Origin of the sequence: Pseudonocardia yunnanensis, assembly GCF_039534065.1 — a bacterium.
In the GTDB taxonomy this organism is placed as follows: domain Bacteria; phylum Actinomycetota; class Actinomycetes; order Mycobacteriales; family Pseudonocardiaceae; genus Pseudonocardia; species Pseudonocardia yunnanensis.
This window is the reverse complement of sequence record NZ_BAAAUS010000036.1, coordinates 1-25,798: the sequence shown is the minus strand read 5'-3', so window position 1 is coordinate 25,798 and position 25,798 is coordinate 1. Positions and strand designations below refer to the sequence as shown.

Sequence of the window (25,798 nt, the reverse complement as noted above, 5' to 3'; positions counted from 1 at the left end):
TCAGCGCTCCAGTGCCACGAGGCGGTCGGCCACGTCCCGGGCGGTGGCACCGACCATCAGGTCGTCCACGCGCCCGTCGCGCAGGAACACGACGGCGTCGGCGTGAGCCGCCGCGGCCGGGTCGTGCGTGACCATCACGATCGTCTGGCCGCCGTCCACCATCGCGCGCAGAAGAGCGAGCACGGTGCGTGCCGACGTGGAGTCGAGAGCGCCGGTCGGCTCGTCGGCGAACAGCACCTCGGGGCGGGTCACCATCGCGCGGGCGATCGCCACGCGCTGCTGCTGGCCGCCGGAGAGCTCACGTGGACGGTGCCGGGCGCGGTCGGCCATGCCGACGGCCGCGAGCACGGCCCGTATCTGCGATCTCGGTGGTCGTCTCCCGGCAAGTCGCAGTGGGAGCGCCACGTTCTGCTCCGCGGTGAGCGCGCCGAGCAGGTTGAAGCTCTGGAAGACGAACCCGATGCGGTCGCGGCGCAGCGCGGTGAGCTCGCCGTCGCTCGCCGCGGTGATGTCGGTGTCGCCGAGCAGCACCTGCCCGGTGTCGATGCGTTCGAGGCCTGCCGCGCAGTGCAGCAGCGTGGACTTCCCCGAACCCGACGGGCCCATCACGGCGGTCCAGGTGCCGCGGGGGAATTCGAGGTCCACGTGGTCGACGGCGCGTACCGCCGCGGGTCCGGTGCCGTAGGTGCGACTCACACCGCGCAGTGCCACGGCCGGGGTGGTGCGGGGGAGCATCGCCGCAGGAATCATCGGCGCCGGAGGCGTAGTCGTCGTCATGGGGAGATTCCATGGGCCCAGGCCCCCATGGGCATTGCGCTGCGCCCCCGAGCGCGAGGTGGGGAACGCCCCACCCGGCGGTGCGACGGGTCGGATGATCGACGCCGCCGTGGGGCGGCAGACTGATGGCGAGAACGCAGAAACCCCGGTGATGTAGCTCGTCGCGGTGGACGGCCAGGGATCGCTCCGGGGTCTTCGTAGGCCAGTTTAGAGGAGCGGCCAGAGGGTGTCGACCTCCCCGCCCGGTGGATGCCGGCCGGCAGTTCCTGTCGTCGACGCCGCGCGCATCCAGGACAGGCTCGCCGTCCCCCGTGTCGCCACCTACGTCGAGGCCTGCCAGGGCGACCTCGACCGCGCTCTGCTCCTCTACAGATGGAACGCGATTCTCGCCGGGGCGCTCTGGGAGACACTCGGCCACACCGAGGTCCTGCTCCGCAACGCGATCCACGACGCCCTCACCACGCGCCACGGGATACGCGGAATCGCCGGATCCTGGTTCGACGACGTCGACGGCGAACTCGACCGGCGTGCACGTGACGAGATCATCACGGCCAAGCGACGCGCACGCCGCAGCGCCGGCATCGGCGTCCCGCCCGGAAAGATCGTCGCGGAACTGCCTTTCGGGTTCTGGCGATATCTGCTCGCCCGCCGGTACAGCGCAACCCTCTGGCCCGCCATACGTCACGCCTTCCCACACCTACCGGGGCGCGATCGGGTGCAGCTGGAAGAACCGGTGATCCGCCTGCACCAGGTCCGCAATCGCATTGCGCACCACGAGCCCCTCATCCGCGAGGACATTCCCGCCCGCGTCGCCGACGTGGAGGCCGTGCTCGAGGCCATCGACCCGGCACTACGCGCATGGGTCCGCGACGACGGTGGGCGACTCGGCGCGATCATCGACCAGCGTCCCTAGTCCGGCTGCACCGGGCAGCGATTGCCGCACGGCAATGTAATGACTGAGCAAAGTGATGCTCATTCGGAGGTTGTGGATCAGCGACCGGGCGGGGTTCACTGGCCGGACTTCACATCGGTCCGACGGGGGAGACGTCCGGATGAGAGGTGTGGCCCGCCGCATCGGGGCGGCTCTGGGTCTCGTGACCGTGCTGCTCCTCTCGGCCTGCGCCGGCGGGGGTGGGGACGACGGCGGCGAGCGGCGCATCACGGTCTGGACCGCCGACACCCTCCCCGACCGCGTGGCGGCCACACAGGCGATCATCGCCCGGTTCACCCAGCAGACCGGGGTGCAGGTGGAGCTGGTCGGCGTCGACGAGGACCAGTTCAACCAGCTGCTCACCAGCTCGGCCGCTGCGGGGGAGCTGCCTGACGTGATCGGATCGATTCCCCTGTCGTCGGTCCGCACGCTCGCGACGAACGACCTCGTGAACGCCGAGGCCACCGCCGCCGTGGTCGACGCGCTCGGCGCCGACACCTTCGACCAGCGCGCCCTGGAGCTCACCCGCGACGGCGACCGTCAGCTCGCGGTGCCGAGCGAGGCGTGGTCTCAGCTCCTCTACTACCGGCGCGACCTGTTCGATGCTGCCGGGCTGCCTGCTCCCACCACCTACGCCGACATCCTGAGCGCCGCGCGCACGCTCACGCGGGACGGCCGTGTGGGCTTCGCCGGAGCCACCGCGCCCGGCGACGCCTTCACCCAGCAGACCTTCGAGCACATGGCCCTCGCCAACGGGTGCGAGCTCGTGAACAGCGCAGGCGAGATCACCATCGCGAGCCCGCAGTGCGTCGCGGCGTTCGAGTTCTACCGCGACCTGATCACGAACTACTCCGTGCCGGGCACCCAGGACGTCGACACCGTGCGCGCCGCCTACTTCTCCGGGCAGGCGGCGATGGCGGTGTGGTCGACGTTCCTGCTCGACGAGCTGGCCGGCCTGCGCAACGACGCCAAACCCAGCTGCCCGGAATGCGTGGCGGACCCGACGTTCCTGGCCCGCAACACCGGTGTGGTCACGGCCCTGCGAGGTCCGGACGGCACCGCTCCTGCCCAGTTCGGCGAGGTGGTCAACTGGGCGATCACCGCGGAGGCCACCAGCGACCTCGCCCAGCAGTTCGTGCAGTTCATGATGAGCGACGGCTACGTCGACTGGCTCGCCTTCGCCCCGGAGGGCAAGTTCCCCGCCCGGTCGGGCAGCACCCCGGGCGGCACGGAGTTCGTCGACCGCTGGAAGACGCTGCCGGTGGGCGTCGACACCGAGGGGCCGCTCACGCAGTTCTACCCACCCGAGGTGCTGAACGTCCTGGCGACCGGACCCGAGGCCTACACGCGGTGGGGGATCACCCAGGGGCAGGGCGACCTGATCGGCGCCTCACTCGGTGAGCTCCCGGTCCCGGCGGCAGTCGCGGCCGTCACGAGCGGAGCCGTCGACGCGCCGGGCGCCGCCGCCCAGGCCGAGGCCGCGCTGAAGTCGATTCAGGACTCGCTGCGGTGAGTGCCGGTGTCGGCCCCGCAGTCGGCACCGCGTCTGCAACGCCGGCCGGCGGCCCCGTCCCGCCCGGGCGCCGCTCCGGGAGCGGGCGCACCCTGCGGCGCGCCGAGGCCCGCGCCGGGCTCGCGCTGATCTCCCCGACGCTGGTCATCGTCCTGGTGATGGTCGTGCTGCCGATCATCTGGACGGTCCTGCTGGCCTTCCAGCGGTTGCGGCTGCTGAACCTGCGCAGCTCGGGCCTGTTCGGCAACTTCACCCTCGCCAACTTCGCCACCGTGTTCGGCTCGTCCGGTTTCTGGGGAAACCTCGCGACCACGCTCGCGTACTCGGTCTTCGGCACGGCGGCGGCGATCGGGGTGGGGCTGGTGGCCGCGCTCGCCTTGCGGCGCAGGTTCCGTTTCCGCGGGCTCGTCCGGGCGGCGATGCTGCTGCCCTACGTGGCGCCGATCGTCGCGGTCACCTACGCCTGGAAGACCATGCTCAACCCCCAGTTCGGGGTGGCCAACCACTGGGGCACCCGGCTACTGGGCTGGGACGAGCCGATCGCGTTCCTGAGCCAGCGCTACAGCGACGTGTCGATCTTCGGCTGGCAGGTGGGGATCCCGACCGCTCTGCTCACCGTGATCGCCTTCGAGGCATGGCGGTCGTTCCCGTTCGCGTTCCTGTTCCTCACCGCGCGGTTGCAGGCCGTGCCGTCCATGCTCGAGGAAGCCGCCAGGGTGGACGGCGCCACGCTCTCGCAGCGCTTCCGGTACATCGTGTTCCCGCAGCTACTGCCGACGATCGCGGTGCTGTCGGTGCTCCGGTTCATCTGGACGTTCAACAGCTTCGACGACATCTACCTGCTGACGGGCGGTGGCGCCGGCACCGAGGTCATCAGCGTCGCGGTGTTCAACTCGCTCACCGCCCGTGGCGACATCGGCGGGGCGGCCGCCCAGTCGCTGGTGCTCGCCGCGATCCTCGCCGTCCTCATCGGCCTCTACCTGTGGCGGATGGCGCCGCGAGAGGAGCAGTCCTGATGGCCGGCACCGAGGTGGGCCTGCCGTCGTCCGCGCCCGCACCGCGACGTTTCAGCCGTGACGAGGTGGAGACCCGCGTGTTCGGCGTGCTGCGGGTGGTGGTGATCGTGGGGCTGCTGGTCGTCACCCTGTTCCCCTTCTACTACATGGTGTTGCTGTCGTTCCGTCCGCTCGACCGGGTGCTGCAGGACCCCGGGGCGCTCTGGGTGGGGCCGTCCGAGTGGGACCTCGGCAGCTACCTCACCGTGCTCGCGTCCAGCGCGTCCGGGGGCCAGGGCTTCCCGCAGTTCATGGCCAACAGCGCGCTGGTCTCGTTCGGCACGGTGGCGCTCACGCTGCTGATCGCGTTGCCGGGCGCGTATGCCGTGAGCAGATTGCAGTTCTTCGGCAGGCGGCAGGTCGGCGTGCTCTTCCTCGCCGTCTATCTGTTCCCGAGCATCCTGCTGGCGGTGCCGCTGTTCGTGTTCTTCAGCCGGATCGGGCTGCGTGGCTCGCTCGTCGGCCTGCTGATCGTCTACGTCTCCCAGATCGTGGCCGTGTCGATCTACATGCTGCGCAACTACTTCGACACGGTTCCGGTGAGCCTGGAGGAGGCCGCCGCGATCGACGGGTGCAGCAGGCTCGGCGTGATGCGCCGGATCAGCCTGCCTCTGGCGATGCCGGCGATCGTCGCGAACGCCCTGTTCGTCTTCATGATCGCGTGGAACGAGTTCCTGTTCGCGCTGCTGTTCCTCGTCGAGGACCGTGACCGCTGGACGGTGTCGCTCGGGCTCTCCCAGCTCGCGGGCGGCATCGAGATCCCCACCACCGTGCTGATGGCGGGTTCGGTGATCGTGACGATCCCGATCATCGTGGTCTTCTTCGCCAGCGAGCGGCTCCTCACCGAAGGCCTCACCGCCGGTGCGGAGAAGGGCTGAGGCCCGGGTTCGGAGGATCGGAGAGCTCGTCGACCCACCTGACGCACGGCGAGACGAGGCTCGGCTGAGCGAACGGCCGATGGGGCCGTTCGGGTGAACAGGACAAGTCGGGACGACTACCGTCCGCAGCACGACTCGCCCCGTTCACCGACCGGGCGAAATTCCCGCACCAGGAGGGGTGACACCCGACCGAGGCGGCGAGACGCCGGCACACCCGGGACGAACGCCCGCGGCGCGGCCGAGTGCCGGCTCGGGCTGTAAGCCGTCCGGAGATCCGACCTCCGCGGAGGTCAGTATCCGGTGTGATCAGGGAAAACGGGCCGGAGCAGCACCTTTGTCCGGTTGCGCCCGGCGCCCCGTGATCGTCCGTACAGCCCACGACGTCGTCTCCCGGTCTGCTCTGATCGGCCGGTTCGGGCGATTAGTACTATCACGACTAGTACTATCGCGATTCCCGCTTCTGCCACGAATGGGCCGGTCGCTTAGCGTCTGTCGCAGGTTTCCGTGCGATCCCTCGAATGGGTTAGCCTTCCCGGCCTCCCCAGCGTTTGACAGCCCCCGACAGGAGTGGCACATGCAGGCCCCGTACGACTTCATCATCGTGGGTGGCGGCTCTGCCGGCAGCGTGCTGGCCAACCGGCTGAGCGTCGATCCCGGCGTCCGCGTACTGGTGCTCGAGGCCGGTCGGCCGGACCACAAGTGGGATGTCCTGATCCACATGCCGGCCGCGCTCCCGTTTCCGATGGGTCGCTCCTTCTACGACTGGCGGCACCAGACCGAGCCCGAGCCGTTCCTGCGGGGACGCCGGCTGAAGGTGCCTGCGGGGCGTCTCCTCGGTGGCACGAGCAGCATGAACGGGATGATCTTCCAGCGCGGCAACCCGCTGGACTACGAGCGCTGGGCTGCCGACCCGGGCATGGACAACTGGGACTACGCCCACGTCCTGCCGTACTTCCGGCGTAGCGAGGACTCCCTCACCGACACTCCGTTCCGGGGCCGCGGCGGCCCGATCACGCTGGAGCGCGGCCGCGCGGCCAACCCGCTTTTCGGAGCGTTCCTCCAGGCCACGGAGCAGGCCGGATACCCGACCACGGAGGACGTCAACGGCCAGCGGCAAGAGGGCTTCGGCCGGTTCGACCGCAACATCCGCGGCACCCGCCGGTGGTCGGCGGCACGGGCCTACCTGCACCCCGCCATGGGCCGGCCGAACCTCGAGGTGCGCACCGGCGCCAACGTCACGCGCGTGCTCTTCGACGGCACCCGCGCCATCGGCGTCGAGTACACCGACCGCCACGGCAACCGCGAGCAGGTCATGGGCGGCGAGACGGTGGTCTGCGGGGGCACGGTGAAGTCCCCCCAGATCCTGCAGCTGTCCGGGATCGGCGACGCCGACCGGCTCCGCACTCTCGGTGTGCCGGTCGTTCACCACCTGCCGGGGGTGGGCGAGAACCTGCAGGACCACCTCGAGGTGATGGTGCAGCACGTGTGCACCCAGCCCGTGTCGCTCGGTCCGACGTCGTCGCTGAAGAACGCGCCGTCGATCGGTTTCCAGTGGCTGTTCCTGAAGAGCGGGCCCGGGGCCACCAACCACTTCGAGGCCGGCGGCTTCGTGCGGAGCAACTCGGACGTCCCCTACCCGAACGTGATGTTCCAGTTCCTCCCCATCGCCTCGCGCAGCTACGAGTCCTCGCCCACGGACCGCCACGGGTACCAGCTGCACGTCGGTCCGGTCTCCTCCGATGCGCGCGGCTACGTCCGGATCCGCTCGGCCAACCCGACCGCCACCCCGTCGATCCGGTTCAACTTCCTGTCCACCGAGTTGGACCGCCGCGAGTGGATCGAGTCGGTGCGGATCGCCAGGGAGATCCTCTCCCAGCCCGCGTTCGCGCAGTACGACGGCGGCGAGGCCGCTCCTGGGCCCGCCGTCCGCAGCGACGACGAGGTGCTGGCCTGGGTGGCCGAGCACGCGGTCTCGGCGATGCACTACGCGGGCTCCTGCCGGATGGGCACGAACGACGACGCCGTGGTCGACCCGTCCTCGATGCGGGTGCACGGCACCGAGGGTCTGCGTGTGGTGGACGCCTCGGTCATGCCGTACGTCACCAACGCCAACACCTTCTCGCCGGTCGCCATGATCGCGGAGAAGGCGTCTGACCTGATCCTCGGCCGTAAGCCGCTGGCCCCGCAGTACGAGCAGTTCCACCGCCACACACCCGCACATGCGGGGACGACGTCGATCAGCTAGCACCGTCCCCGAACGGGAATTGCGGCGCGCGCATAGGCTCGACCTCGTGAATCCGTCGACGATGCAGGCCCAGGTGATCGTCGACGAGCTGATCCGGTGCGGTGTCACGGACGCGGTGCTGTGCGCGGGTTCGCGCAATGCACCGCTCTCGTTCGCGCTCCACGCGGCCGACACGAGCGGCCGGCTGCGGTTGCATGTGCGGATCGACGAGCGCACGGCCGGCTTCCTGGCGCTCGGGCTCGCGCTGCGATCCCGTCGTCCGGTGCCGGTGTGCACCACCTCGGGCACGGCGGTCGCGAACCTGCACCCGGCGGTGCTCGAGGCGTCCTACTCGGGCGTGCCGCTGGTGGTGCTCAGCGCCGACCGTCCTCAGGAGATGGTCGGCACGGGGGCCAGCCAGACGATCTCGCAGGCAGGGATCTTCGGCCCCGCCGTCCGGCTCGCGCTGAGCGGCGGCGCCGGAGGAGGCCCGGAGGACAACGGCCGCTGGCGCTCGCTCGTGGACCGTGCCGTCGCCGCGGCCAGCGGTGCACTCGGCGGGCAGCCGGGGCCGGTCCAGCTCAACCTGCCCTTCGCCGAGCCCCTGGTGCCCGACGGCTCCGGCGTCGCCCCGGAAGGCCGGAGCGGCGGCGAGCCGTGGACCTCGGTGTCTCCCGTCGTGCGGGAGGCGCCTGCGCTCCCGCTCGACCCGTCCGCGCCGACGATCGTCGTCGCCGGGAGCAACGCCCCGGACGGTCTGCGTGACCTGCCGGTCCCGGTCATCGCGGAGCCCTCGTCGGCGCCGTGGCCGGAGTCCGTACGCACCGGTCCCTGGCTGCTCGGAACGCCGGCGGCAGCGGCGCTGAAGCCGGCCCAGGTGGTGGTGGCGGGCCGTCCCACACTGCACCGGCCGGTCCAGCGACTGCTCGCCGACCCGTCCGTCGCCACGTATGTGCTCGCCGATCCCGACGGGGCGCCGTGGACCGACGTGGCGGGCACGGTCCGGGCCGTCGGTTCGCTGCCGAGCCTCACGCCCGACGGGTCCTGGATGCACCTCTGGCAGACAGCCGACACCGCCGCCGCGAAGGCGCTGGACCATGCCTTGGACGCGGGCGTCGCGCCCGTCGGGCTGCGGCTGGCCCGGTCGGTGCTCGCCGCTCTGCCCGACGGTGGTCAGCTTCTGCTCGGCTCGTCGAACCCCGTGCGGGACGTCTCGCTCGCAGCGGCTCCTCGACACGGGCTCACGGTGCTGAGCAACCGTGGCGTCGCGGGAATCGACGGCACCGTGTCGACGGCGCTCGGCGCGGCTCTGGTCCACGACGGACCGGCGTACGCGCTGGTCGGCGACCTGACGCTGCTGCACGACGCCACCGGGTTCGTCATCGGCCCGGACGAGCCGCGGCCCGATCTCACCGTCGTCGTCCTCAACGACGGGGGTGGCGGGATCTTCGGGCTGCTGGAGCAGGGGGCGCCCGAGCACGCGGCGGCGTTCGAGCGGGTCTTCGGCACGCCGCACCAGGTCGACCTGGCTGCGCTGTGCGCCGCCACCGGTGTCGGTCACGTCCGGGTGGACGTCGCCGACGTCGCAGCCGCCCTCGCGCCCGCTCCCGGCCTGCGGGTGGTGGAGGTGGCTGCCGAGCGCCCCACGCTCCGGGCGGGGCATGCGGCGCTGCGGGCCGCGGTGGCCGCAGCGGTGGCTGCGGCCTGATCGGCTGCGACACGACGGGTGCCACGGCCGCGGACCGCGGTCGTCAGTTGCCTGCCTGCAGCGCGTCGCGCACCGCCACCATCTTGGCCGCGGCTTCCCGCGCCTCCTTGTGGGGATCGGAGTCGGCCACGATCCCGCAGCCGGCGAACAGCCGCGCGACCTGACCGTCGAGCTGGGCGCAGCGCAGCGCGATGCCGAGCTCGCCGTCGCCGCTGCTGTCGACCCAGCCCACGGGCCCGGCGTAGCGGCCGCGGTCCATCCCTTCGAGCTCGGTGATCAGGCGGAGCGCGGCCTCGCGGGGCGTGCCGCCGACAGCGGCTGTCGGGTGCACCGCCTCGGCCAGCTCCAAGATCGATGCGGGGTCGGTGGGGTCGAGGGTGCCGCGCACGTCGCTGGAGAGGTGGGACACGTTGTGCAGCGCGATCACCCCTGGCTGCTCCGGCACGTCGAGCGTGGTGCAGAGCGGGCGGAGGGCGTCGGCCAGCGAGTCGACGGCGAGTGCGTGCTCGTGCCGGTCCTTGGCCGAACCGAGCAGCTGGCCCGAGAGGTTGTCGCCCGAGCCCGGCCAGATCGTCCCGGCGAGCACGCGGGACTCGACGACACCCGCGGTGCGCCGCACCAGCAACTCGGGTGTGGCTCCCACCAGCCTGTCCACCGCGTACGACCAGCAGGTCGGATACCGCTCGGCCAGCCCACCGAGCAGGAACCGGGGATCGAAGGGTTCGTCGCCGACCGCCAGCAGGTCATGGGCGAGGCACGCCTTCTCGAGTTCACCCGCCCGCATCCGGCGCACCGCCTCGGCCACGGCCGTCCGGTATCCGGCGACGGGGAGCATGCCGTCGGCGAAGCGCAGGGTGCCGGTGGGGCGCACCGGGCTGACCGCCCGGACGGCCGGAGGGCCGTCCCCGAACTCGGTGACCCACGACTGCCCATCGCGCCGCCCGACCAGCACGCGAGGCACCACGAGCGTCGAGCCCTGGGACGAGGCGGCGAAGGTGAAGCTGGCGAAGGCCACAGGTCCCGTGCCGGGCACCTGGACGTCGTCGGTCACGCGCAGCCGGCTGGTGAACGACTGCCACCAGGCGTCCGCCTCGGTGAAGCGCTGGGGCCCGGTGCCGGTGAACCGGGCAACTTCCCCCCAGCCGACGAGGCCGTCGGAGCCGCGCACCCAGGACAGCGGGTTCTGGTCGTCGGGGAGGAGGTCGATCAGCCGGCCCGGGTCGTCGATGAGCCGCGTTCGCACGCCCAACCCGCCGGACAGCGGGGCGATTGTCACGAGCCCGAGAGTAGGAGCACGCGACCTGCGGTGCGCGGCGGGTCGGCGAGGTGCCGCCCACAGCGGGGTTCGACCAGCCAATAGAATGCCCGCTGTGACGACTGGCACGGGGCGTGGCGACACCCGGGCCGTCGACGAACTCGCGGCACTGGTGCGCCCCGCCATTCGGGGGATCGCACGGCTGCTCCCCGAGATCGTCGCCGGGCTGGCAGTGGTTGCCACCGTGCTGGCCGTGCTCGCGCTCGCGGGTGCCGCCGTCGACGACCGCGCGATCGATGCCAACCCGGCCGTTGCCCAGGCAGAGGTGCTGCCCGGCTCGTCGTTCTCGCGCACGCTCGTCCGGTTCACCGTGGCCAACGGGGAGGCGGTCGTGCCGGAGCACGGGGTCTTCTACCCGTGGGGTCTGCAGGCGGGCGCGGAAGTCGCGGTCGAGTACGACGTGACCAAGCCCGAGCTCGTACGGGTGGCCGGTCGCTCCGCGATCGACGGGGTGCTTCCGCTGGGGATCGGCGTGGTCGTGCTGTGGGCGGTGCTGGGCCCGCTCGCCGTGTGGCTGCGCCGTCGCCGCGCCGGCGCCTGAGGGGTCACAACCGAGCGGACCGGGCCCGTGAGCCCGCGCGGGTGGCGAACGCCACCCCGAGCACCGCCACCACCATGCCTGCGATGGCGATCGGTCCGAGGGTCTCGCCGAACATCGCCCACGCCATCAGGGCGGTGATGCCCGGGACGAGATAGAAGTAGCTGGTCACCTGGGATGCCGCGCCGCGGCGCAACATCAGGAACAGCAGCGAGATCCCGCCGCCGGTGAGCACCAGCACCGACCAGGCGAGCGCGCCGATCAACTGGGGCGTCCAGTCGAACCGGAAGTGCTCGAACGCCAGCGTGAACGGCAGGGTCACCAGGAGCGAGGCCGCGAACTGGACGACCTGCCCGGTGCGCAGATCGAACTCGGGGCAGAACCGCTTCTGGTACAGCGTGCCTGCGGTGATCGCGAGCAGTGCCATCGTGGTCAGTCCGAGCGTCAGCGGCGTCAGGCCCGAGGTGGTGAGCTTGCTCGAGACGACGAGGGTGACCCCCGCGAAACCGAGCAGCAGCCCCACCGCCTGCAGCCGCCCGAGCCGCTCGCCGAGCAGCGCCGCGAACACAGCGGTCAGCACCGGCTGCAGGTTCACCACCAGCGCCGTGACACCGGCCGGCATCCCGGCTGCGACCGCCGCCCACACACCGCCGAGGTAGCCGGCCTGGATGCCCACACCCGCCACGGCGATGTGCCCGGCCTGCCGCCAGCCCGGCCAGGGCGCCCGCGCGACGAGCGCGAGAAAGAGCATCAGCACGACGACCCCGCCGTAGCGCAGGATCAGGAAGCTCAGCGGTTCGGCGTAGGGGGCCGCGTACTTGGCCACCACGAAACCCGACGCCCAGATCACGACGAACACGAACGGGGTGGCACGTACGGCGAGCGTGGCGGAGGACTCCGGCTTCGAGATGGTGGCGATACGGCGACCCTAACCCGCGGCCGCCGCCGCCCGAGCCGCCCGCCATTCCCGCGAGTTGCCCTGTTCGGCTCGGTCGCCCGGCCCTATCGCTCCGCGTGCCACCAGCCGAGCACCTCGTCCAGCGATCCCGGCACGGCGACGACCATCGCGCCGGTGGGGAGCGGGTTCGGCCGCCCCTCTCCGTCGACGATGAGCGCGCCGGCCTCCGCCGCGAGGCACGCGGCGCCGGCGACGTCCCACTCCCGGTAGCCGTCCAGCACCGCTGCGACGGCGTGCCCGAGCGCGACCTGCGTGATCGCGAGCGCCGACGACCCGAGCACCCGCACCCCCGCGTGACCGGCGGCGGCCTGGCGGGTGAAGCCCGGCGCGCGTTCCAGCGAGAGTTCCGCACAGATCAGGCCGCCGGTGGGGGACCGCGGCGTCACCGTGACCGCCACGCCGTTCGCACGCACGCCCCGTCCACGGGCGGCGGCGTAGATCTGGGCCCGGCTGGGGTCGGCGATCACCCCGACCACGGGCCCGTAGGCGTCGACGAGAGCGAGGCTGTAGGCGCACCACGGGAAGCCGGCGACGTAGTTGGCCGTGCCGTCGACGGGGTCGACCACCCACCGGTAGGGCGCGGTCGCGGCGTCGACGTCGCTCCCGAACTCCTCGCCGACCACCGGCACCCCGGGGAACTCCGATGCCAGCACCCGGCGGGTGTGCCGTTCCAGGGTCCGGTCGGTGTCGGTGACCCAGTCGAACGGGTTCGCTTTGTGGGTGGCACCCGGCTGTTGGCCGCGGCCCGCGGTGGCCGTGATCACCTCCGCGGCGTCATTGGCCAAGCGCCCGGCCACCTCCAGGGCCTTCGAGAGCAACCCCGCCTCGACGGTGAGCGGTGTCGAGGGTGCACTCGGGTGCGGCTGGACGGTCATGTGGCCCGAGAGTCGGCGTGTCCGGTGTCTCCGGTGCGTCGCTCAGGTGTCGTGTCATGGATCACCCGGCCAACTGTGTGCCCGACATGGGCTGTTGGCCGTACGTTCGGTGGCTCGTCAACACTTCGCCCCTCGGGCAGGCAACGGTGCCTCCGTGCGAGTCGCCATCGTCTCCGAGTGCTTCCTGCCTGTTGTCAACGGCGTGACGAACTCCGTGCTCCGGGTGGTCGAGCACCTGACGGAGGCGGGACACGAGGCGTTGGTGATCGCGCCCGGGATGGACGGTCCCATGGAGTACGCGGGTGCCCGGGTGGTGCGGGTCCCGGCGGTGGATCTGCCGGTCGTCTCGTCGATGCCGGTCGGGGTGCCCAGCAGGCGCGTGCTGACCGCGCTGCGCGAGTTCGCGCCCCATGTCGTCCACCTGGCTGCGCCGTTCGTCGTCGGGTATCGCGGGCTGGCCGCCGCCCGCCGGCTCGGCATCCCGACGGTCGCGGTCTACCAGACCGACGTGGCCGGTTTCGCCTCCTCCTACGGCCTCGGCCTGACGGCACGTGCGGCGTGGCGCTGGACGTGCCGGCTGCACGGCCAGGCCGACCGCACCCTCGCCCCGTCGAGCTGGGCCACGGAGGCGCTGCGGGCGCGTGGTGTTCCGCGGGTGCACCAGTGGGCGCGCGGCGTCGACACCGGGCGGTTCACCCCGCACAAGCGCGACGACAGCCTGCGCGCCCAGCTGGCCCCGGGCGGCGAGTTGCTCGTCGGCTACGTGGGAAGGCTCGCGCCGGAGAAGCAGGTCGAGCGGCTCACCGCGCTGGCCGACGTGCCCGGCATCAGGCTCGTGGTGGTGGGCGACGGCCCGAGCCGGGACCGCCTCGCGGCGGCGTTGCCAACCGCGGCGTTCCTCGGTTTCCGTGGCGGCGACGAGCTGGCCAGGATCTACGCCTCGCTCGACGTCTTCGTGCACACCGGCCCGTCGGAGACCTTCTGCCAGGCCGTGCAGGAGGCACTCGCCTCGGGCCTGCCCGTCGTCGCGCCGGACGCGGGCGGGCCCCGTGACCTCGTGCTCCCCGGCCGCACCGGCTACCTCGTGCCGCCTCACCCCGACGGTTCCGAGGGCCCTCACGACCCGCGGTCGATCGCGGCCGACGCCGAGCTCCGTGCCGCGGTCGTGGCGCTCACCGACCCGGCGACCCGAGCCCGCTTCGGCGCAGCAGCCCGGCAGTCGGTGTTGCGTCGTACCTGGTCCACGGTCTGCGACGAGCTGCTCGCGCACTACGCCGACGTCATCGGCGCCACAGCCGCGGCTGCCTGACGGTGCGCATCGTCCAGCTGGCCAACTTCTACGGTCCGCGCTCGGGCGGTCTCCGCACGGCCTTGCACCACCTCGGTGCGGGGTACGTGGGCCGCGGCCACGAGGTGGTGCTCGTGGTGCCCGGCCGGCGGTCGGCAGACGAGCGGCTGCCGGCCGGCATCCGCCGCATCACCGTCGCCGCGCCCCGGCTGCCCGGCACCGGCGGCTATCGCGCCGTCGACCCGTGGCGCGTGCAGCGGCTGCTCGAGCGGCTGCGGCCGGACGCCATCGAGGTGTCCGACCGGCTGACGTTGCGCGGGCTGGGTGCGTGGGCGTCGCGGCGCGGGGTGCCGAGCATCGTGATCTCCCACGAGCGTCTCGACCGGTTGCTCGCGCAGTTCCTGATGCCCGAACCGGCGGCGCGGCGAGTGGCCGACATCGCGAATGCCCGGATGGCGGCGGCCTACGACACCGTGGTGTGCACCACGTCGTTCGCGCGCGCCGAGTTCGACCGCATCGGCGTGACCAACGTGGCCCAGGTGCCGCTGGGAGTGGATCTCCGGACGTTCTCGCCGCTGCACCGGGACACCGCGCTGCGCAGCACGCTGGCCCACCGCTCCGAGACCCTGCTCGTCCACTGCGGGCGCCTCTCGCCGGAGAAGCACCCGGAGCGCAGCATCGACACGGTGGCTGCGCTGCGCGACGCGGGGCACCGGGTACGGCTGGTCGTCGCCGGTGACGGGCCGCGCCGCCCGGTGCTGGAGAGGCGGGCCGCCGGGCTGCCGGTGACGTTCCTCGGCTTCGTGCCCGACCGCTCCCGGCTGGCCCGGCTGCTCGCGTCCGCCGACGTCTCGCTGGCCCCCGGTCCGCACGAGACGTTCGGCTTGTCGGCGCTGGAGGCGCTGGCGAGCGGTACTCCCGTGGTCGTCTCGGCCTCGTCGGCGCTGCCGGAGATCGTCGGACCCTCGGGGGCCGCTGCGCTGGACCGGCCCGAGGCCTTCGCCGCGGGCGTCACCACCGTCCTCGCCGCGGACGAGGGCGTACGCCGGGCTGCAGCGCGGGCCCGTGCCGAGCAGTTCGGCTGGCCGGAGTCCGTCGGACGGATGCTCGCCACGCTGACCGTCTGAGCGCCCGCGGGGGTGGGGAGGGTGGCTCAACCGGCAAGTAGCGTTCCCGGTGTGAGCCGCGCCGACCTCGACAAAGACCCGCACGACGTCGCTGTGATGTTCGACGCCGTCGCGCGCCGCTACGACCTGACCAACACCGTGCTCACCGCCGGGCAGGACCGGCGCTGGCGGGCGCTCACGCGCGAGGCGCTGCAGCTTCGCCCCGGGGAGAAGGTGCTCGACCTCGCCGCCGGCACCGCGGTCTCCACGGTCGAGCTGTCGCGATCGGGTGCGTGGTGCGTGGCGGCGGACTTCTCGCTCGGGATGCTCCGCGCGGGCGCCCACCGGGCGGTGCCGAAGGTGGCGGCCGACGCGTTGCACCTGCCGTTCCGCGACGCTGTCTTCGACGCGGTGACGATCTCGTTCGGGCTGCGCAACGTCGCCGACCCTGACCTCGCCCTGCGCGAGATGGCGCGCGTCACCCGTCCGGGCGGCCGCCTGGTGGTGTGTGAGTTCGGCCGTCCGACGTTCGCGCCGTTCCGTGTCGCCTACCACCTGGGCCTGGAGAAGGTGCTCCCTGCGGTCGCTGACCGCGTGTCGAGCAACCCAGCGGCGTACCGCTATCTGGGTGAATCGATCCGTGATTGGCCTGCTCAACCCGTGTTGGCGCGCCGCGTCGCGGCGGCGGGCTGGAGCGACGTCGCGTGGCGCGACCTGGCGTTCGGCGCAGTTGCTCTGCACCGCGCCCGCCGTCCGTAGGGCGCCAAGGGGCCAGTCGGGTGACGCTGCGCCCGGGTGGCGGGCGCGCGGGCGTGGACGAGGGTGCATAGACTCGTACCGACTTCGTGAATCTGTTCACAAGGAGCCGTTTTGGTCGCGCCCGAACCCACCACCGTCGGCGGGCGACCGGACGCCGACGCCGACGTCATCGTCGTCGGTGCCGGTCCCGCCGGGTCCACCGCCGCTGCGTACTTGGCACGTGCCGGTCTTGACGTACTCCTGTTGGAGAAGTCGACGTTCCCGCGGCCCAAGGTGTGCGGCGACGGCTTCACCCCCCGCGGCATGAAGCAGCTGATCGATCTAGGAATCGACTGCTCGGAGCAGAACGGCTGGCTGCACAACCGGGGCCTGCGGGTCGTCGGCGGCGGCGTCACGCTCGAGTTGGAGTGGCCCACCCTCGCGAGTTTTCCGAACTTCGGGGCCGTCCGGCCCCGTCAGGACTTCGACGAGCTCCTGGTGCGCCACGCCGAGAAGTCCGGTGCGCGGCTGCGCGAGGAGACCACGGTCACCGAGGCCCTCACCGACGAGCGGACGGGCCGGGTCACCGGTGTGGCCGGCACCACGGGGAAGGGCAAGGACAAGCGCCCGGTCTCCTTTCGCGCGCCCCTCACTCTCGCGTGCGACGGCGTGAGCGCCCGGCTCGCGCTGAGCCTGGGGATGGCCAAGCGCGACGACCGGCCGATGGGCGTGGCGGTGCGCCGGTACTACAACAGCCCCCGCACGCACGACGACTTCCTGGAGAGCCACCTCGAGCTGTGGGACCGGTCGAACCCCTCCGACCCGAAGCTGCTGCCCGGCTACGGCTGGATCTTCGGGATGGGCGACGGCACGTCGAACGTGGGACTCGGGATCCTGTCCACGAGCAAGGCCTACGGATCCACCGACTACCGCGCGCTGCTGAAGTCGTGGCTCGACGGCACTCCGGAGGAGTGGGGCTACCGCGACGAGAACGCGGTGGGCACCGTCGGCGGGGCCGCCCTGCCGATGGGCTTCAACCGCACCCCTCACTACCGGCCGGGCCTGCTGCTCGTGGGTGACGCCGGAGGGATGGTCAACCCGTTCAACGGGGAGGGCATCGCCTACGCGATGGAGTCCGCGGCGATCGCGTCGCGCTGCACAGTGCAGGCGCTGGCGCGTTCGGGCGCGTCGGCCGAGGCCGCTCTGGCCGGTTACCCCACGGCCATGAGCCAGGCACTCGGCGGCTACTACCGAATAGGCAACGTTTTCTCGAAGCTCATCGGCAACCCGACCGTGATGGGCATGGCCACGAAGTACGGTCTCCCACGCGTGACGCTGATGCGGTTCATCCTCAAACTGCTCGCCAACCTCTACGACCCGAGGGACGGGGGGGTGAGCGACCGCGTCATCACAGCGATGACGAGAGTCGCACCGAGCTTGTAGTTACTAAGGCTTGCCTGGCTCCGGCCAGGGCCGCCGACCGACTTAGTGTCGGCGAGCGGTGCCATCGAATCAGGAAGACTCCGCTACTAGTAGACGACAGGGCTGACGGATGCTCGATCCCTACCTCCCGCTGGTGCTGCTGTTCGCGCTGGCCGGTGCGTTCGCACTGTTCTCGGTGACGGCCGCGCCGTACGTCGGACCCCGGCGCTACAACAGGGCGAAGCTCGACGCCTATGAGTGCGGCATCGAGCCTTCGCCCCAACCCGTCGTGGGCGGCGGCCGCATGCCGGTCGCCTACTACCTCACGGCGATGCTGTTCATCCTGTTCGACATCGAGATGGTCTTCCTCTACCCGTTCGCGGTGAGTGCCGACGCGCTCGGCCTCTTCGGGCTGGTGGAGATCGTGCTGTTCATCGTCACGGTCGGCTTCGCCTACATCTACGTGTGGCGGCGCGGCGGGCTGGATTGGAACTGAGATGGGTCTGGAAGAGCATCTGCCCAGCGGCGTCCTGCTGACCAGCGTCGAGAAGCTGGTCAACTGGACGCGTAAGTCCTCGCTGTGGCCCGCCACCTTCGGGCTGGCCTGCTGCGCGATCGAGATGATGACCACAGGCGCGCCGCGCTACGACCTCGCGCGCTTCGGCATGGAGGTCTTCCGGGCCTCGCCCCGCCAGGCCGACCTGATGATCGTCGCCGGCCGGGTGAGCAACAAGATGGCCCCGGTACTGCGTCAGATCTACGACCAGATGCCCGAGCCGCGCTGGGTGCTGGCGATGGGTGTCTGCGCCTCGTCCGGCGGCATGTTCAACAACTACGCGATCGTGCAGGGCGTCGACCACGTCGTCCCCGTCGACATGTACCTGCCCGGCTGCCCGCCGCGGCCGGAGATGCTGATGGACGCGATCCTCAAGATCCACGCCAAGATCATGGACGAGCCGCTGGGTGCCAAGCGGGCCGCGGCGCTCGCGGCGAGCGGCCACAAGACCGAGCTCGTCCCGTCCTCGATCAAGTTCGCGAAGAAGAAGTGACCGGGAATGGCTGACGAACAGAACGGCACGTCCGGCACGTCGAAGGAGAAGGCCGAGGCGACCGGAGGGCCGCAGTCCTCCGCCGAGTCGAGCGGGCCCGACACCGCCGCCCAGCGGGCCGCGGGTGGTGAGCCGCCTGCCGGCGGTGAACCCGAGCAGACCGAAACCGCGATCGACGCGCACGTCAACGGGCAGACGCCCGAGGGTGGCACGCGGATCCCGGCCGGGGGCACCCGCGAGCGTCACGGGATGTTCGGCGTCAGCGGCTCGGGCGACACGTCGGGCTTCGGTGGCCTGCGGTTGCCCGGGCACGTCCCGGCTCCGGCCGAGCGACCGTTCGGTGGCTGGTTCGACGAGTTCGCCGACGACTTCGGCGATGCGCTCGCCGAGCGCGGCATCCCGCGGGGCGCCGTGCAGCAGATCACGATCGACCGCGGCGAGATCACGTTCTACGTGCGGCCCGACCACATCCGCGAGCTCTGCCGCACGCTCCGCGACGACGAGGGCCTGCGCTTCGAGCTGTGCTCCTCGGTCTCCGGTGTCGACTACGGCGAGGGTGTGGCCCAGCGACTTCACGTCGTCTACCACCTGACGTCGATGACCTACCGGCGCCGCATCCGGCTCGAGGTCGCTCTCGACGTGGACGACCCGCACGTGCAGAGCGTCGTCGACGTCTACCCGACGGCCGACTGGCACGAGCGCGAGACGTGGGACATGTTCGGTGTGATCTTCGACGGTCATCCGGCGCTCACCCGGATCCTGATGCCGGACGACTGGGAAGGCCATCCCCAGCGCAAGGACTACCCGCTCGGCGGGATCCCGGTGGAGTACAAGGGTGCGGAGATCCCGCCCCCGGACCAGCGGCGGTCGTACACGTGACCGCGTACCGACTCTTCTCCGCGGAGGCGGCGACATGACGGACATCCGCGACGACGCTCCAGTTCCGGACGCGTACGCATCGCAGCGCGAGACCACCGAGGGCACGGTCTACACCGTCACCGGTGGCGACTGGGACACGTTCCTCGACGAGGAGCACGACGACCGCATCGTCATCAACATGGGTCCGCAGCACCCGTCCACCCACGGGGTGCTGCGGCTGGTGCTGGAGCTCGAGGGCGAGACGGTGACGCAGGCCCGATCGGTGATCGGCTACCTGCACACGGGTATCGAGAAGAACTGCGAGTACCGCACCTGGACCCAGGGCGTCACGTTCGTGACGCGCATGGACTACCTCGCGCCGCTCTTCACCGAGGCCGCCTACTGCCTCGGCGTGGAGAAGCTGCTGGGCGTCGAGGTTCCGCGCCGCGCCCAGGTTGCCCGCGTGATGCTGATGGAGATCAACCGGATCGGGTCGCACCTGGTCGCCCTCGCCACCGGCGGCATGGAGCTGGGCGCGCTCACCGGTATGACGGCGGGCTTCCGCGAGCGCGAAGAGGTGCTGCACCTCCTCGAGTTCCTCACCGGGCTGCGCATGAACCACGCGTACATCCGGCCCGGCGGTCTCGCCCAAGACTTCCCGGAGGACTGGGCCGAGAAGGTCGCCGGCTTCGTCAAGATCATGAAGCAGCGGCTGCCCGACTACGACAAGCTGCTCACCGGCCAGCCGATCTGGCGCCAGCGCCTGGAGAAGGTCGGCTATCTGCCGGTCGACGGCTGCCTCGCCCTCGGGGCCACCGGGCCGATCCTGCGGGCGGCGGGCCTGCCATGGGACATGCGCAAGGTCGAGCCCTACAGCGGCTACGAGGAGTACGACTTCGAGGTCCCCACAGCCACCGAGGCGGACTGCTACGCGCGCTACCGGCTGCGTGTCGCCGAGATCCACGAGTCGCTGAAGATCATCGAGCAGGCCGCGGCGAAGATGGAGCCGGGGCCCGTCATGGTCGCGGACCGCAAGATCGCCTGGCCCGCGCAGCTGTCGATCGGCTCGGACGGGATGGGCAACAGCCTCGAGCACGTCCGCAAGATCATGGGTCAGTCGATGGAGTCGCTGATCCACCACTTCAAGCTGGTCACCGAGGGCTTCTCCGTGCCGGCCGGGCAGGTCTACTCGGCGGTCGAGTCGCCGCGCGGCGAGATGGGCTGCCACCTGGTGTCGGACGGCGGCACGCGCCCGCTGCGTGTCCACGTCCGTGACCCCAGCTTCGTGAACCTGCAGACGATGCCGGCGATGAGCGAGGGCGGCATGGTTGCCGACGTCATCGCTGCTGTCGCCTCGATCGACCCCGTTATGGGAGGCGTGGACCGATGAGTGAGGTAGCGAGATGACGCTGCCGGAAGGCACCCCGGAGTCGTACGGCGAGCTGACCGCGCCGGGGGAGGTCGTGTGGGAGCCGGTGACGGAGGAGCCGTCGCCGGTGTCCCCGGTCTTCGACGAGCTGACGCGGCAGCGCACCAAGGAAATCATCGGGCGCTACCCCCAGTCACGGTCGGCCCTCCTCCCGCTCCTGCACCTTGTGCAGTCGGTGGAGGGTTTCGTCAGTCAGGATGGGATCCGCTTCTGCGCCGAAGCGTTGGAACTGACCACCGCCGAGGTCTCCGCGGTAGCCACCTTCTACACAATGTACAAGCGCAGGCCATGTGGAGAACACCTGGTCAGCGTGTGTACGAACACACTCTGCGCGGCTCTTGGCGGCGACGCGATCTACAAACGACTCTCCGACAAGCTCGGGGTGGGACACGAGGAGACCGCGGGTGAGCCGGGCACGCCGGGCTCCATCACTCTCGAACACGCAGAGTGTTTGGCCGCATGCGACCTCGCTCCGGTGCTCCAGGTCAACTACGAGTACTTCGACAACCAGACGCCGAAGTCGGCCGAGGAACTGGTGGCCGCGCTGCAGCGTGGCGAGCGGCCCGCTCCCACCCGCGGCGCGCCGCTGACCGACCTCAAGACCGTGGAGCTCGAGCTGGCCGGGATCTTCCCCGACCTCGAGCGCAGCGTCGAGGGCCCGTCGATCGCGCCGGAGACGGTGCGCGGCGCTCAGCTCGCGGCCGACCGCGGCTGGGTCGCCCCGTCGATGCCCGACGCCCCTCCCGCTTTACCGGATCTCCCGGAGAAGAAGTCATGACCACTGCCCAGACGAACCCGCCGGCGCCCGATCCGCTCACCCCGGTGCTCACGCGGCGCTGGCGCTCGCCCCGCTCGTGGTCGATCGACACCTATGAGCAGCTGGAGGGCTACCAGGCGCTGCGCCACGCGCTCACCGCCCAGCCCGACCAGCTCATCCAGCTGGTCAAGGACTCCGGTCTGCGCGGCCGCGGCGGCGCCGGTTTCCCCACGGGCATGAAGTGGAGCTTCATCCCGCAGGGGCCCACCGGTCCGGGCGCCAAGCCCAAGTACCTCGTGGTGAACGCCGACGAGGGCGAGCCGGGCACCTGCAAGGACATCCCGACGATGATGGCCGACCCCCACTCGCTGGTGGAGGGCTGCATCATCACGTGCTACGCGATCCGCTCGAACTTCTGCGCCATCTACATCCGCGGCGAGGCGCTGCACTGCATCCGACGGGTCCGCCGCGCCGTGGAGGAGGCCTACGCCAAGGGCTACCTCGGCACGAACATCCTCGGCTCCGGCTTCGATCTGGACATCGTGGTGCACGCAGGAGCCGGTGCGTACATCTGCGGCGAGGAGACGGCACTGCTCGACTCGCTCGAAGGTCGTCGCGGTCAACCTCGGCTCAAGCCCCCGTTCCCGGCAACATCTGGTCTGTACGCCTCGCCCACTGTGGTCAACAACGTCGAGACGATCGCCTCGGTTCCCGCGATCGTCCAGGGCGGCAGTGACTGGTTCCGGATGATGGGCTCCGAGCGCAGCCCCGGCCCGAAGATCTACTCGGTGTCGGGACACGTGGAGAAGCCCGGCCAGTACGAGGCGCCATTGGGCATCACCCTGCGCCGGCTCCTGGAGCTCGCGGGCGGGATGAAGGACGGGATCCCGCTCAAGTTCTGGACGCCGGGCGGTTCCTCCACCCCGATCTTCACCGCCGAGCACCTCGACGTTCCCCTGGACTTCGAGGGCGCGGCCGCTGCCGGCTCCATGCTCGGCACCACCGCGGTGCAGGTCTTCAACGAGACCGTGTCCGTGCCGTGGGCCGTCATGAAGTGGACGGAGTTCTACAAGCACGAGTCGTGCGGCAAGTGCACCCCGTGCCGCGAGGGCACCTACTGGCTCGTGCAGATCCTCGAGCGCATGGTGCACGGCGAGGGCACCGAGGCGGATGTCGAGACGATGCTCGACATCTGCGACAACATCCTCGGCCGCTCGTTCTGCGCTCTGGGTGACGGTGCGACCAGCCCGATCACGAGCGCCATCAAGTACTTCCGCCAGGAGTTCCTGGACCTGATCGCCGAGCAACCCGCGGTGGCACGTCCGGAGCAGCTGGCCGAGCTGACCGGAGCCACGGCATGACACTCGCTCCCGAGGAGAAGAAGGAGGCGCGGCCCGTACCCGAGGGCCACGTCCGCCTCACGATCGACGGCCTCGAGGTCGACGCGCCCAAGGGCGAGCTGCTGATCCGCACCTGCGAGCGGCTCGGGATCATCGTCCCGCGCTTCTGCGACCATCCCCTGCTCGACCCGGCGGGCGCCTGCCGCCAGTGCCTGGTCGAGGTGGAGATGGGCGGGCGGCCGATGCCGAAGCCGCAGGCCAGCTGCACGATGACCGTGGCCGACGGCATGGTCGTCAAGACCCAGCACTCCTCCCCGGTGGCCAAGAAGGCCCAGGAGGGGGTGATGGAGCTCCTGCTCATCAACCACCCGCTGGACTGCCCGATCTGCGACAAGGGCGGCGAGTGCCCCCTGCAGAACCAGGCGATGAGCACCGGCCGCACCGACTCGCGGTTCGTCGAGACCAAGCGGACGTTCCCGAAGCCGCTCCCGATCTCCACGCAGGTGCTGCTCGACCGCGAGCGCTGCGTGCTCTGCCAGCGCTGCACCCGGTTCTCCGAGGAGATCGGCGGCGATCCGTTCATCGACCTGCTGGAGCGCGGTGCGCACCAGCAGATCGGTGTCGCCGAGGACAAGCCGTTCCAGAGCTACTTCTCCGGCAACACCATCCAGATCTGCCCGGTCGGGGCGCTGACCAGCGCGGCGTACCGGTTCCGCTCCCGCCCCTTCGACCTCGTGTCCACCGACGGGGTCTGCGAGCACTGCGCGTCGGGCTGTGCCCAGCGCGTCGACACCCGGCGCGGCACGGTGCTGCGGCGGCTCGCAGGCAACGACCCGGCGGTCAACGAGGAGTGGAACTGCGACAAGGGGCGGTTCGCGTTCCGCTACCTGCGCTCGCCTCAGCGGATCACCCGGCCGATGGTCCGCGGTGCCGACGGAGTGCTCGCCGAGACGTCGTGGACCGAGGCGCTCACCGCCGCGGCGCAGGGCCTCACCGCCGCCCGTGAGGGTGGTATCGGGGTGCTCGCCGGCGGCCGGCTGACCGTCGAGGACGCCTACGCCTACGGCAAGTTCGCCCGCGTCGCGGCGCACACCAACGACATCGACTTCCGGGCCCGCCCGCACTCGGGTGAGGAGCTGGAGTTCCTCGCCGCGCACGTCGTCGGTCAGGGTCCCGAGACGCTCGACTACGCCCGCCTCGAGGCCGCTCCCGCGGTCCTGTGCGTGGCGTTCGAGCCGGAGGAGGAGTCGCCGATCGTCTTCCTGCGGCTGCGCAAGGCGGCTCGCAAGCACGGTCAGCGGGTGTACCACCTCGGCCAGTGGACCACGCCTGCGGTCGAGCGGACCTCGCTGCAGCTCGGTTCCGCCGCCCCAGCAGCCAAGGACAACCTCGTCCGTTCGGTGCCGGGCGCCGAGGCGGCAGTCCTCGGGGAGCTCCCCGCGGACGTCCTCGAGGCGCTGACCGGCGGCGGCGTGATCCTCGTCGGTGAGCGCGCCGCCGAGGTTCCCGGTCTGTACTCCGCCGTGTCGGCGCTCGCCGCCCGCACCGGTGCCGCCGTCGGCTGGGTGCCGCGCCGGGCCGGTGAGCGGGGTGCGCTCGACGCCGGCGCAGCGCCCACGCTGCTGCCGGGCGGCCGCCCCGTCGCCGACGCGGCCGCGCGCGCCGAGGTCGAGTCGGCATGGGGCCTCGCGGCGGGCACGCTGTCCGCCACCCCGGGCCGCGACACCGACGAGATCCTCGCGGCCGCCGCTCTCGGCGAGCTGGCTGCTCTGGTGGTCGGCGGGCTCGACCCGCACGACCTGGCCGACCCCGCCGCCGCACTCGCCGGGCTGCGGGAGGTCGGGTTCCTGGTCAGCCTGGAGATGCACGCCTCGGCCGTCACGGAGCTGGCCGACGTGGTGCTCCCCGTCGCTCCGGACGCCCAGCGTGCCGGCAGCTACCTCAACTGGGAGGGCAGGCGTCGCGAGTTCGGGCCCGCCCTCGACGCGAGCGGCGTGCTCCCCGACTGCCGCGTGCTCGACACGCTGGCCGTCGAGATGGACGTCGACCTGTTCACGCAGACGCCGTCCGCCGCGGCCGGAGAGCTCGCCCGCCTCGGCCTCGCGACACGGGGCGCCTCCGCTGCTCCGTCGGTGCCGCCGGTCGAGCCGCTGCGCCCCGGCTTCGGTCAGGCGGTGCTCGCCACCTGGCGTCAGCTGGTGGACGAGGCCGCGCTCGCCGTCGACGAGCCCGCGCTGGCGGGCACGGCCCGGCCCGCATACGTGCGGATCAACGCCGCCACGGCCGAGCGGCTCGGGCTCGTGGAGGGTGAGCCGGCCACGGTGCGCACCGACCGCGGTGCGGTCTCGCTACCCGTGGCACTGGCCGACCTGCCCGACGGGGTCGTCTGGCTGCCGGCCAACTCGGCCGGGAGCCACCTGCGCAGTGTTCTCGGAGCCGGTCACGGTGACCTTGTGGGGGTGACGGCATGACCAACCTGCTCGCGCAGGCGCAGCCCGGCATGACGCGCACGCAGCAGCTGCTCGCGGACGACCCGATCTGGCTGATCATCCTGAAGGTCGTGGCGCTGTTCGCGATCGGCGTGGTGCTCACGCTGTTCATGATCAACCTGGAACGCAAGGTGGTGGGCCGGATGCAGCAGCGTCCGGGCCCGAACCGGGTGGGCCCTGGCGGTTGGCTGCAGAGCCTCGCCGACGGGCTCAAGCTGGCGTTCAAGGAAGACATCATGCCGGTGATGGCCGATAAGCGGGTGTATTTCATCGCCCCGGTGATTTCGACGATTCCGGCGTTCGTGGCGTTCTCGGTGATCCCGTTCGGCGGCGAGGTCTCGATCTTCGGCGAGCCGACGGTGCTGCAGCTGGTGGATCTGCCGGTCGGCGTGCTGGTGGTGCTGGCCTGCTCCTCGATCGGCGTCTACGGCATCGTGCTGGGCGGATGGGCGTCCGGGTCGCCGTATCCGCTGCTGGCGGCGTTGCGTAGCGCGGCGCAGGTGATCTCCTATGAGATCGCGCTCGGTCTGTCGATCGTCGGGGTGATCCT

23 protein-coding genes are annotated in these 25,798 nt (G+C 71.2%); 19 read left to right on the top strand and 4 right to left on the bottom strand.

Annotation, left to right across the window (positions count from 1 at the left end):
- Positions 1 to 735 (bottom strand): ABC transporter ATP-binding protein, encoded by a 735-nt coding sequence (locus ABD743_RS30500; protein WP_344726153.1) that lies wholly within the window; start codon positions 733 to 735, stop codon positions 1 to 3.
- Between the two features lie 268 nt (positions 736 to 1,003).
- Between ABD743_RS30500 and ABD743_RS30495 the strand changes: the two genes are divergently transcribed.
- The 6 genes from ABD743_RS30495 to menD all read left to right on the top strand — a co-directional run bounded on the left by ABD743_RS30495 (position 1,004) and on the right by menD (position 9,086).
- Entirely contained in the window at positions 1,004 to 1,690 is a 687-nt protein-coding gene (locus tag ABD743_RS30495; RefSeq protein ID WP_344725877.1) for a hypothetical protein, read from the top strand.
- 139 nt (positions 1,691 to 1,829) lie between these two features.
- On the top strand, positions 1,830 to 3,221 hold the full coding sequence (locus tag ABD743_RS30490; RefSeq protein ID WP_344725875.1) for an ABC transporter substrate-binding protein: 1,392 nt from the start codon (positions 1,830 to 1,832) through the stop codon (positions 3,219 to 3,221).
- Complete coding sequence (locus ABD743_RS30485) at positions 3,218 to 4,237, top strand: carbohydrate ABC transporter permease (protein WP_344725873.1); 1,020 nt, start codon at positions 3,218 to 3,220, stop codon at positions 4,235 to 4,237. The genes ABD743_RS30490 and ABD743_RS30485 overlap by 4 nt, the downstream gene beginning before the upstream one ends.
- The gene (locus tag ABD743_RS30480) at positions 4,237 to 5,154 is read left to right on the top strand and encodes a carbohydrate ABC transporter permease (protein ID WP_344725872.1); all 918 of its coding nucleotides are present in this window, start codon (positions 4,237 to 4,239) and stop codon (positions 5,152 to 5,154) included. Before ABD743_RS30485 ends, ABD743_RS30480 begins: the two co-directional genes overlap by 1 nt.
- A gap of 574 nt (positions 5,155 to 5,728) precedes the next feature.
- A complete protein-coding gene (locus ABD743_RS30475) occupies positions 5,729 to 7,399 on the top strand; it encodes a choline dehydrogenase (protein WP_344725870.1) in 1,671 nt (556 codons plus the stop codon).
- A 46-nt stretch (positions 7,400 to 7,445) separates the two neighbouring features.
- Positions 7,446 to 9,086 carry a 2-succinyl-5-enolpyruvyl-6-hydroxy-3-cyclohexene-1-carboxylic-acid synthase gene (gene menD, locus ABD743_RS30470; RefSeq protein ID WP_344725868.1) on the top strand — a complete coding sequence of 547 codons (1,641 nt, stop codon included), beginning with the start codon at positions 7,446 to 7,448 and terminating at the stop codon, positions 9,084 to 9,086.
- A 43-nt stretch (positions 9,087 to 9,129) separates the two neighbouring features.
- Here menD and ABD743_RS30465 read toward each other — a convergent pair whose 3' ends face one another.
- A complete protein-coding gene (locus ABD743_RS30465; RefSeq protein ID WP_344725866.1) occupies positions 9,130 to 10,362 on the bottom strand; it encodes an isochorismate synthase in 1,233 nt (410 codons plus the stop codon).
- A gap of 94 nt (positions 10,363 to 10,456) precedes the next feature.
- Between ABD743_RS30465 and ABD743_RS30460 the strand changes: the two genes are divergently transcribed.
- Positions 10,457 to 10,942 (top strand): DUF3592 domain-containing protein, encoded by a 486-nt coding sequence (locus ABD743_RS30460; protein WP_344725864.1) that lies wholly within the window; start codon positions 10,457 to 10,459, stop codon positions 10,940 to 10,942.
- Positions 10,943 to 10,946: 4 nt separating this feature from the next.
- Here the strand turns inward: ABD743_RS30460 and ABD743_RS30455 are convergent, their stop codons facing one another.
- Together ABD743_RS30455 and ABD743_RS30450 are read right to left on the bottom strand one after the other, a co-directional pair.
- Positions 10,947 to 11,798 carry a DMT family transporter gene (locus tag ABD743_RS30455; protein WP_344725862.1) on the bottom strand — a complete coding sequence of 284 codons (852 nt, stop codon included), beginning with the start codon at positions 11,796 to 11,798 and terminating at the stop codon, positions 10,947 to 10,949.
- Between the two features lie 143 nt (positions 11,799 to 11,941).
- The gene (locus tag ABD743_RS30450) at positions 11,942 to 12,772 is read right to left on the bottom strand and encodes an inositol monophosphatase family protein (protein ID WP_344725860.1); all 831 of its coding nucleotides are present in this window, start codon (positions 12,770 to 12,772) and stop codon (positions 11,942 to 11,944) included.
- A 154-nt stretch (positions 12,773 to 12,926) separates the two neighbouring features.
- Between ABD743_RS30450 and ABD743_RS30445 the strand changes: the two genes are divergently transcribed.
- The 12 genes from ABD743_RS30445 to ABD743_RS30390 form a co-directional block, all read left to right on the top strand.
- A complete protein-coding gene (locus ABD743_RS30445) occupies positions 12,927 to 14,081 on the top strand; it encodes a glycosyltransferase family 4 protein (RefSeq protein ID WP_344725858.1) in 1,155 nt (384 codons plus the stop codon).
- Between the two features lie 2 nt (positions 14,082 to 14,083).
- Positions 14,084 to 15,187, top strand: a complete 1,104-nt coding sequence (locus ABD743_RS30440; protein WP_344725856.1) for a glycosyltransferase — start codon at positions 14,084 to 14,086, stop codon at positions 15,185 to 15,187.
- Between the two features lie 51 nt (positions 15,188 to 15,238).
- Positions 15,239 to 15,925: a demethylmenaquinone methyltransferase gene (locus ABD743_RS30435; protein ID WP_344725854.1), complete on the top strand. Its 687-nt coding sequence runs from the start codon at positions 15,239 to 15,241 to the stop codon at positions 15,923 to 15,925.
- Between the two features lie 111 nt (positions 15,926 to 16,036).
- Positions 16,037 to 17,347, top strand: coding sequence for a geranylgeranyl reductase family protein (locus ABD743_RS30430; protein WP_344725852.1), 1,311 nt, complete (start codon positions 16,037 to 16,039; stop codon positions 17,345 to 17,347).
- A gap of 109 nt (positions 17,348 to 17,456) precedes the next feature.
- Positions 17,457 to 17,822 (top strand): NADH-quinone oxidoreductase subunit A, encoded by a 366-nt coding sequence (locus ABD743_RS30425; protein ID WP_232667592.1) that lies wholly within the window; start codon positions 17,457 to 17,459, stop codon positions 17,820 to 17,822.
- A gap of 1 nt (position 17,823) precedes the next feature.
- The gene (locus tag ABD743_RS30420) at positions 17,824 to 18,375 is read left to right on the top strand and encodes a NuoB/complex I 20 kDa subunit family protein (RefSeq protein WP_241040326.1); all 552 of its coding nucleotides are present in this window, start codon (positions 17,824 to 17,826) and stop codon (positions 18,373 to 18,375) included.
- A 6-nt stretch (positions 18,376 to 18,381) separates the two neighbouring features.
- Positions 18,382 to 19,254, top strand: a complete 873-nt coding sequence (locus ABD743_RS30415; RefSeq protein WP_344725850.1) for an NADH-quinone oxidoreductase subunit C — start codon at positions 18,382 to 18,384, stop codon at positions 19,252 to 19,254.
- Positions 19,255 to 19,288: 34 nt separating this feature from the next.
- On the top strand, positions 19,289 to 20,623 hold the full coding sequence (locus ABD743_RS30410) for an NADH-quinone oxidoreductase subunit D (protein ID WP_344725849.1): 1,335 nt from the start codon (positions 19,289 to 19,291) through the stop codon (positions 20,621 to 20,623).
- Positions 20,624 to 20,636: 13 nt separating this feature from the next.
- Positions 20,637 to 21,440: an NADH-quinone oxidoreductase subunit NuoE gene (nuoE, locus tag ABD743_RS30405; RefSeq protein WP_344725848.1), complete on the top strand. Its 804-nt coding sequence runs from the start codon at positions 20,637 to 20,639 to the stop codon at positions 21,438 to 21,440.
- The gene (nuoF, locus tag ABD743_RS30400; protein ID WP_344725847.1) at positions 21,437 to 22,780 is read left to right on the top strand and encodes an NADH-quinone oxidoreductase subunit NuoF; all 1,344 of its coding nucleotides are present in this window, start codon (positions 21,437 to 21,439) and stop codon (positions 22,778 to 22,780) included. Before nuoE ends, nuoF begins: the two co-directional genes overlap by 4 nt.
- Positions 22,777 to 25,230, top strand: a complete 2,454-nt coding sequence (locus ABD743_RS30395) for an NADH-quinone oxidoreductase subunit G (protein WP_344725846.1) — start codon at positions 22,777 to 22,779, stop codon at positions 25,228 to 25,230. Before nuoF ends, ABD743_RS30395 begins: the two co-directional genes overlap by 4 nt.
- A 29-nt stretch (positions 25,231 to 25,259) precedes the next feature.
- Positions 25,260 to 25,798, top strand: a 539-nt coding sequence (locus tag ABD743_RS30390) for a complex I subunit 1/NuoH family protein (protein WP_344726151.1), incomplete at its 3' end; no start/stop codon positions are given.

What these genes read in the sequence shown, in the direction of transcription:
- ABD743_RS30500 (WP_344726153.1), bottom strand. Translation starts at nt 735, where the DNA reads ATGCTCCCCCGCACCACCCCGGCCGTGGCACTGCGCGGTGTGAGTCGC.
- ABD743_RS30490 (WP_344725875.1), top strand. Translation starts at nt 1,830, where the DNA reads ATGAGAGGTGTGGCCCGCCGCATCGGGGCGGCTCTGGGTCTCGTGACC.
- ABD743_RS30480 (WP_344725872.1), top strand. Translation starts at nt 4,237, where the DNA reads ATGGCCGGCACCGAGGTGGGCCTGCCGTCGTCCGCGCCCGCACCGCGA.
- ABD743_RS30475 (WP_344725870.1), top strand. Translation starts at nt 5,729, where the DNA reads ATGCAGGCCCCGTACGACTTCATCATCGTGGGTGGCGGCTCTGCCGGC.
- ABD743_RS30450 (WP_344725860.1), bottom strand. Translation starts at nt 12,772, where the DNA reads ATGACCGTCCAGCCGCACCCGAGTGCACCCTCGACACCGCTCACCGTC.
- ABD743_RS30425 (WP_232667592.1), top strand. Translation starts at nt 17,457, where the DNA reads ATGCTCGATCCCTACCTCCCGCTGGTGCTGCTGTTCGCGCTGGCCGGT.
- ABD743_RS30420 (WP_241040326.1), top strand. Translation starts at nt 17,824, where the DNA reads ATGGGTCTGGAAGAGCATCTGCCCAGCGGCGTCCTGCTGACCAGCGTC.
- ABD743_RS30415 (WP_344725850.1), top strand. Translation starts at nt 18,382, where the DNA reads ATGGCTGACGAACAGAACGGCACGTCCGGCACGTCGAAGGAGAAGGCC.
- ABD743_RS30410 (WP_344725849.1), top strand. Translation starts at nt 19,289, where the DNA reads ATGACGGACATCCGCGACGACGCTCCAGTTCCGGACGCGTACGCATCG.
- nuoE (WP_344725848.1), top strand. Translation starts at nt 20,637, where the DNA reads ATGACGCTGCCGGAAGGCACCCCGGAGTCGTACGGCGAGCTGACCGCG.
- nuoF (WP_344725847.1), top strand. Translation starts at nt 21,437, where the DNA reads ATGACCACTGCCCAGACGAACCCGCCGGCGCCCGATCCGCTCACCCCG.
- ABD743_RS30395 (WP_344725846.1), top strand. Translation starts at nt 22,777, where the DNA reads ATGACACTCGCTCCCGAGGAGAAGAAGGAGGCGCGGCCCGTACCCGAG.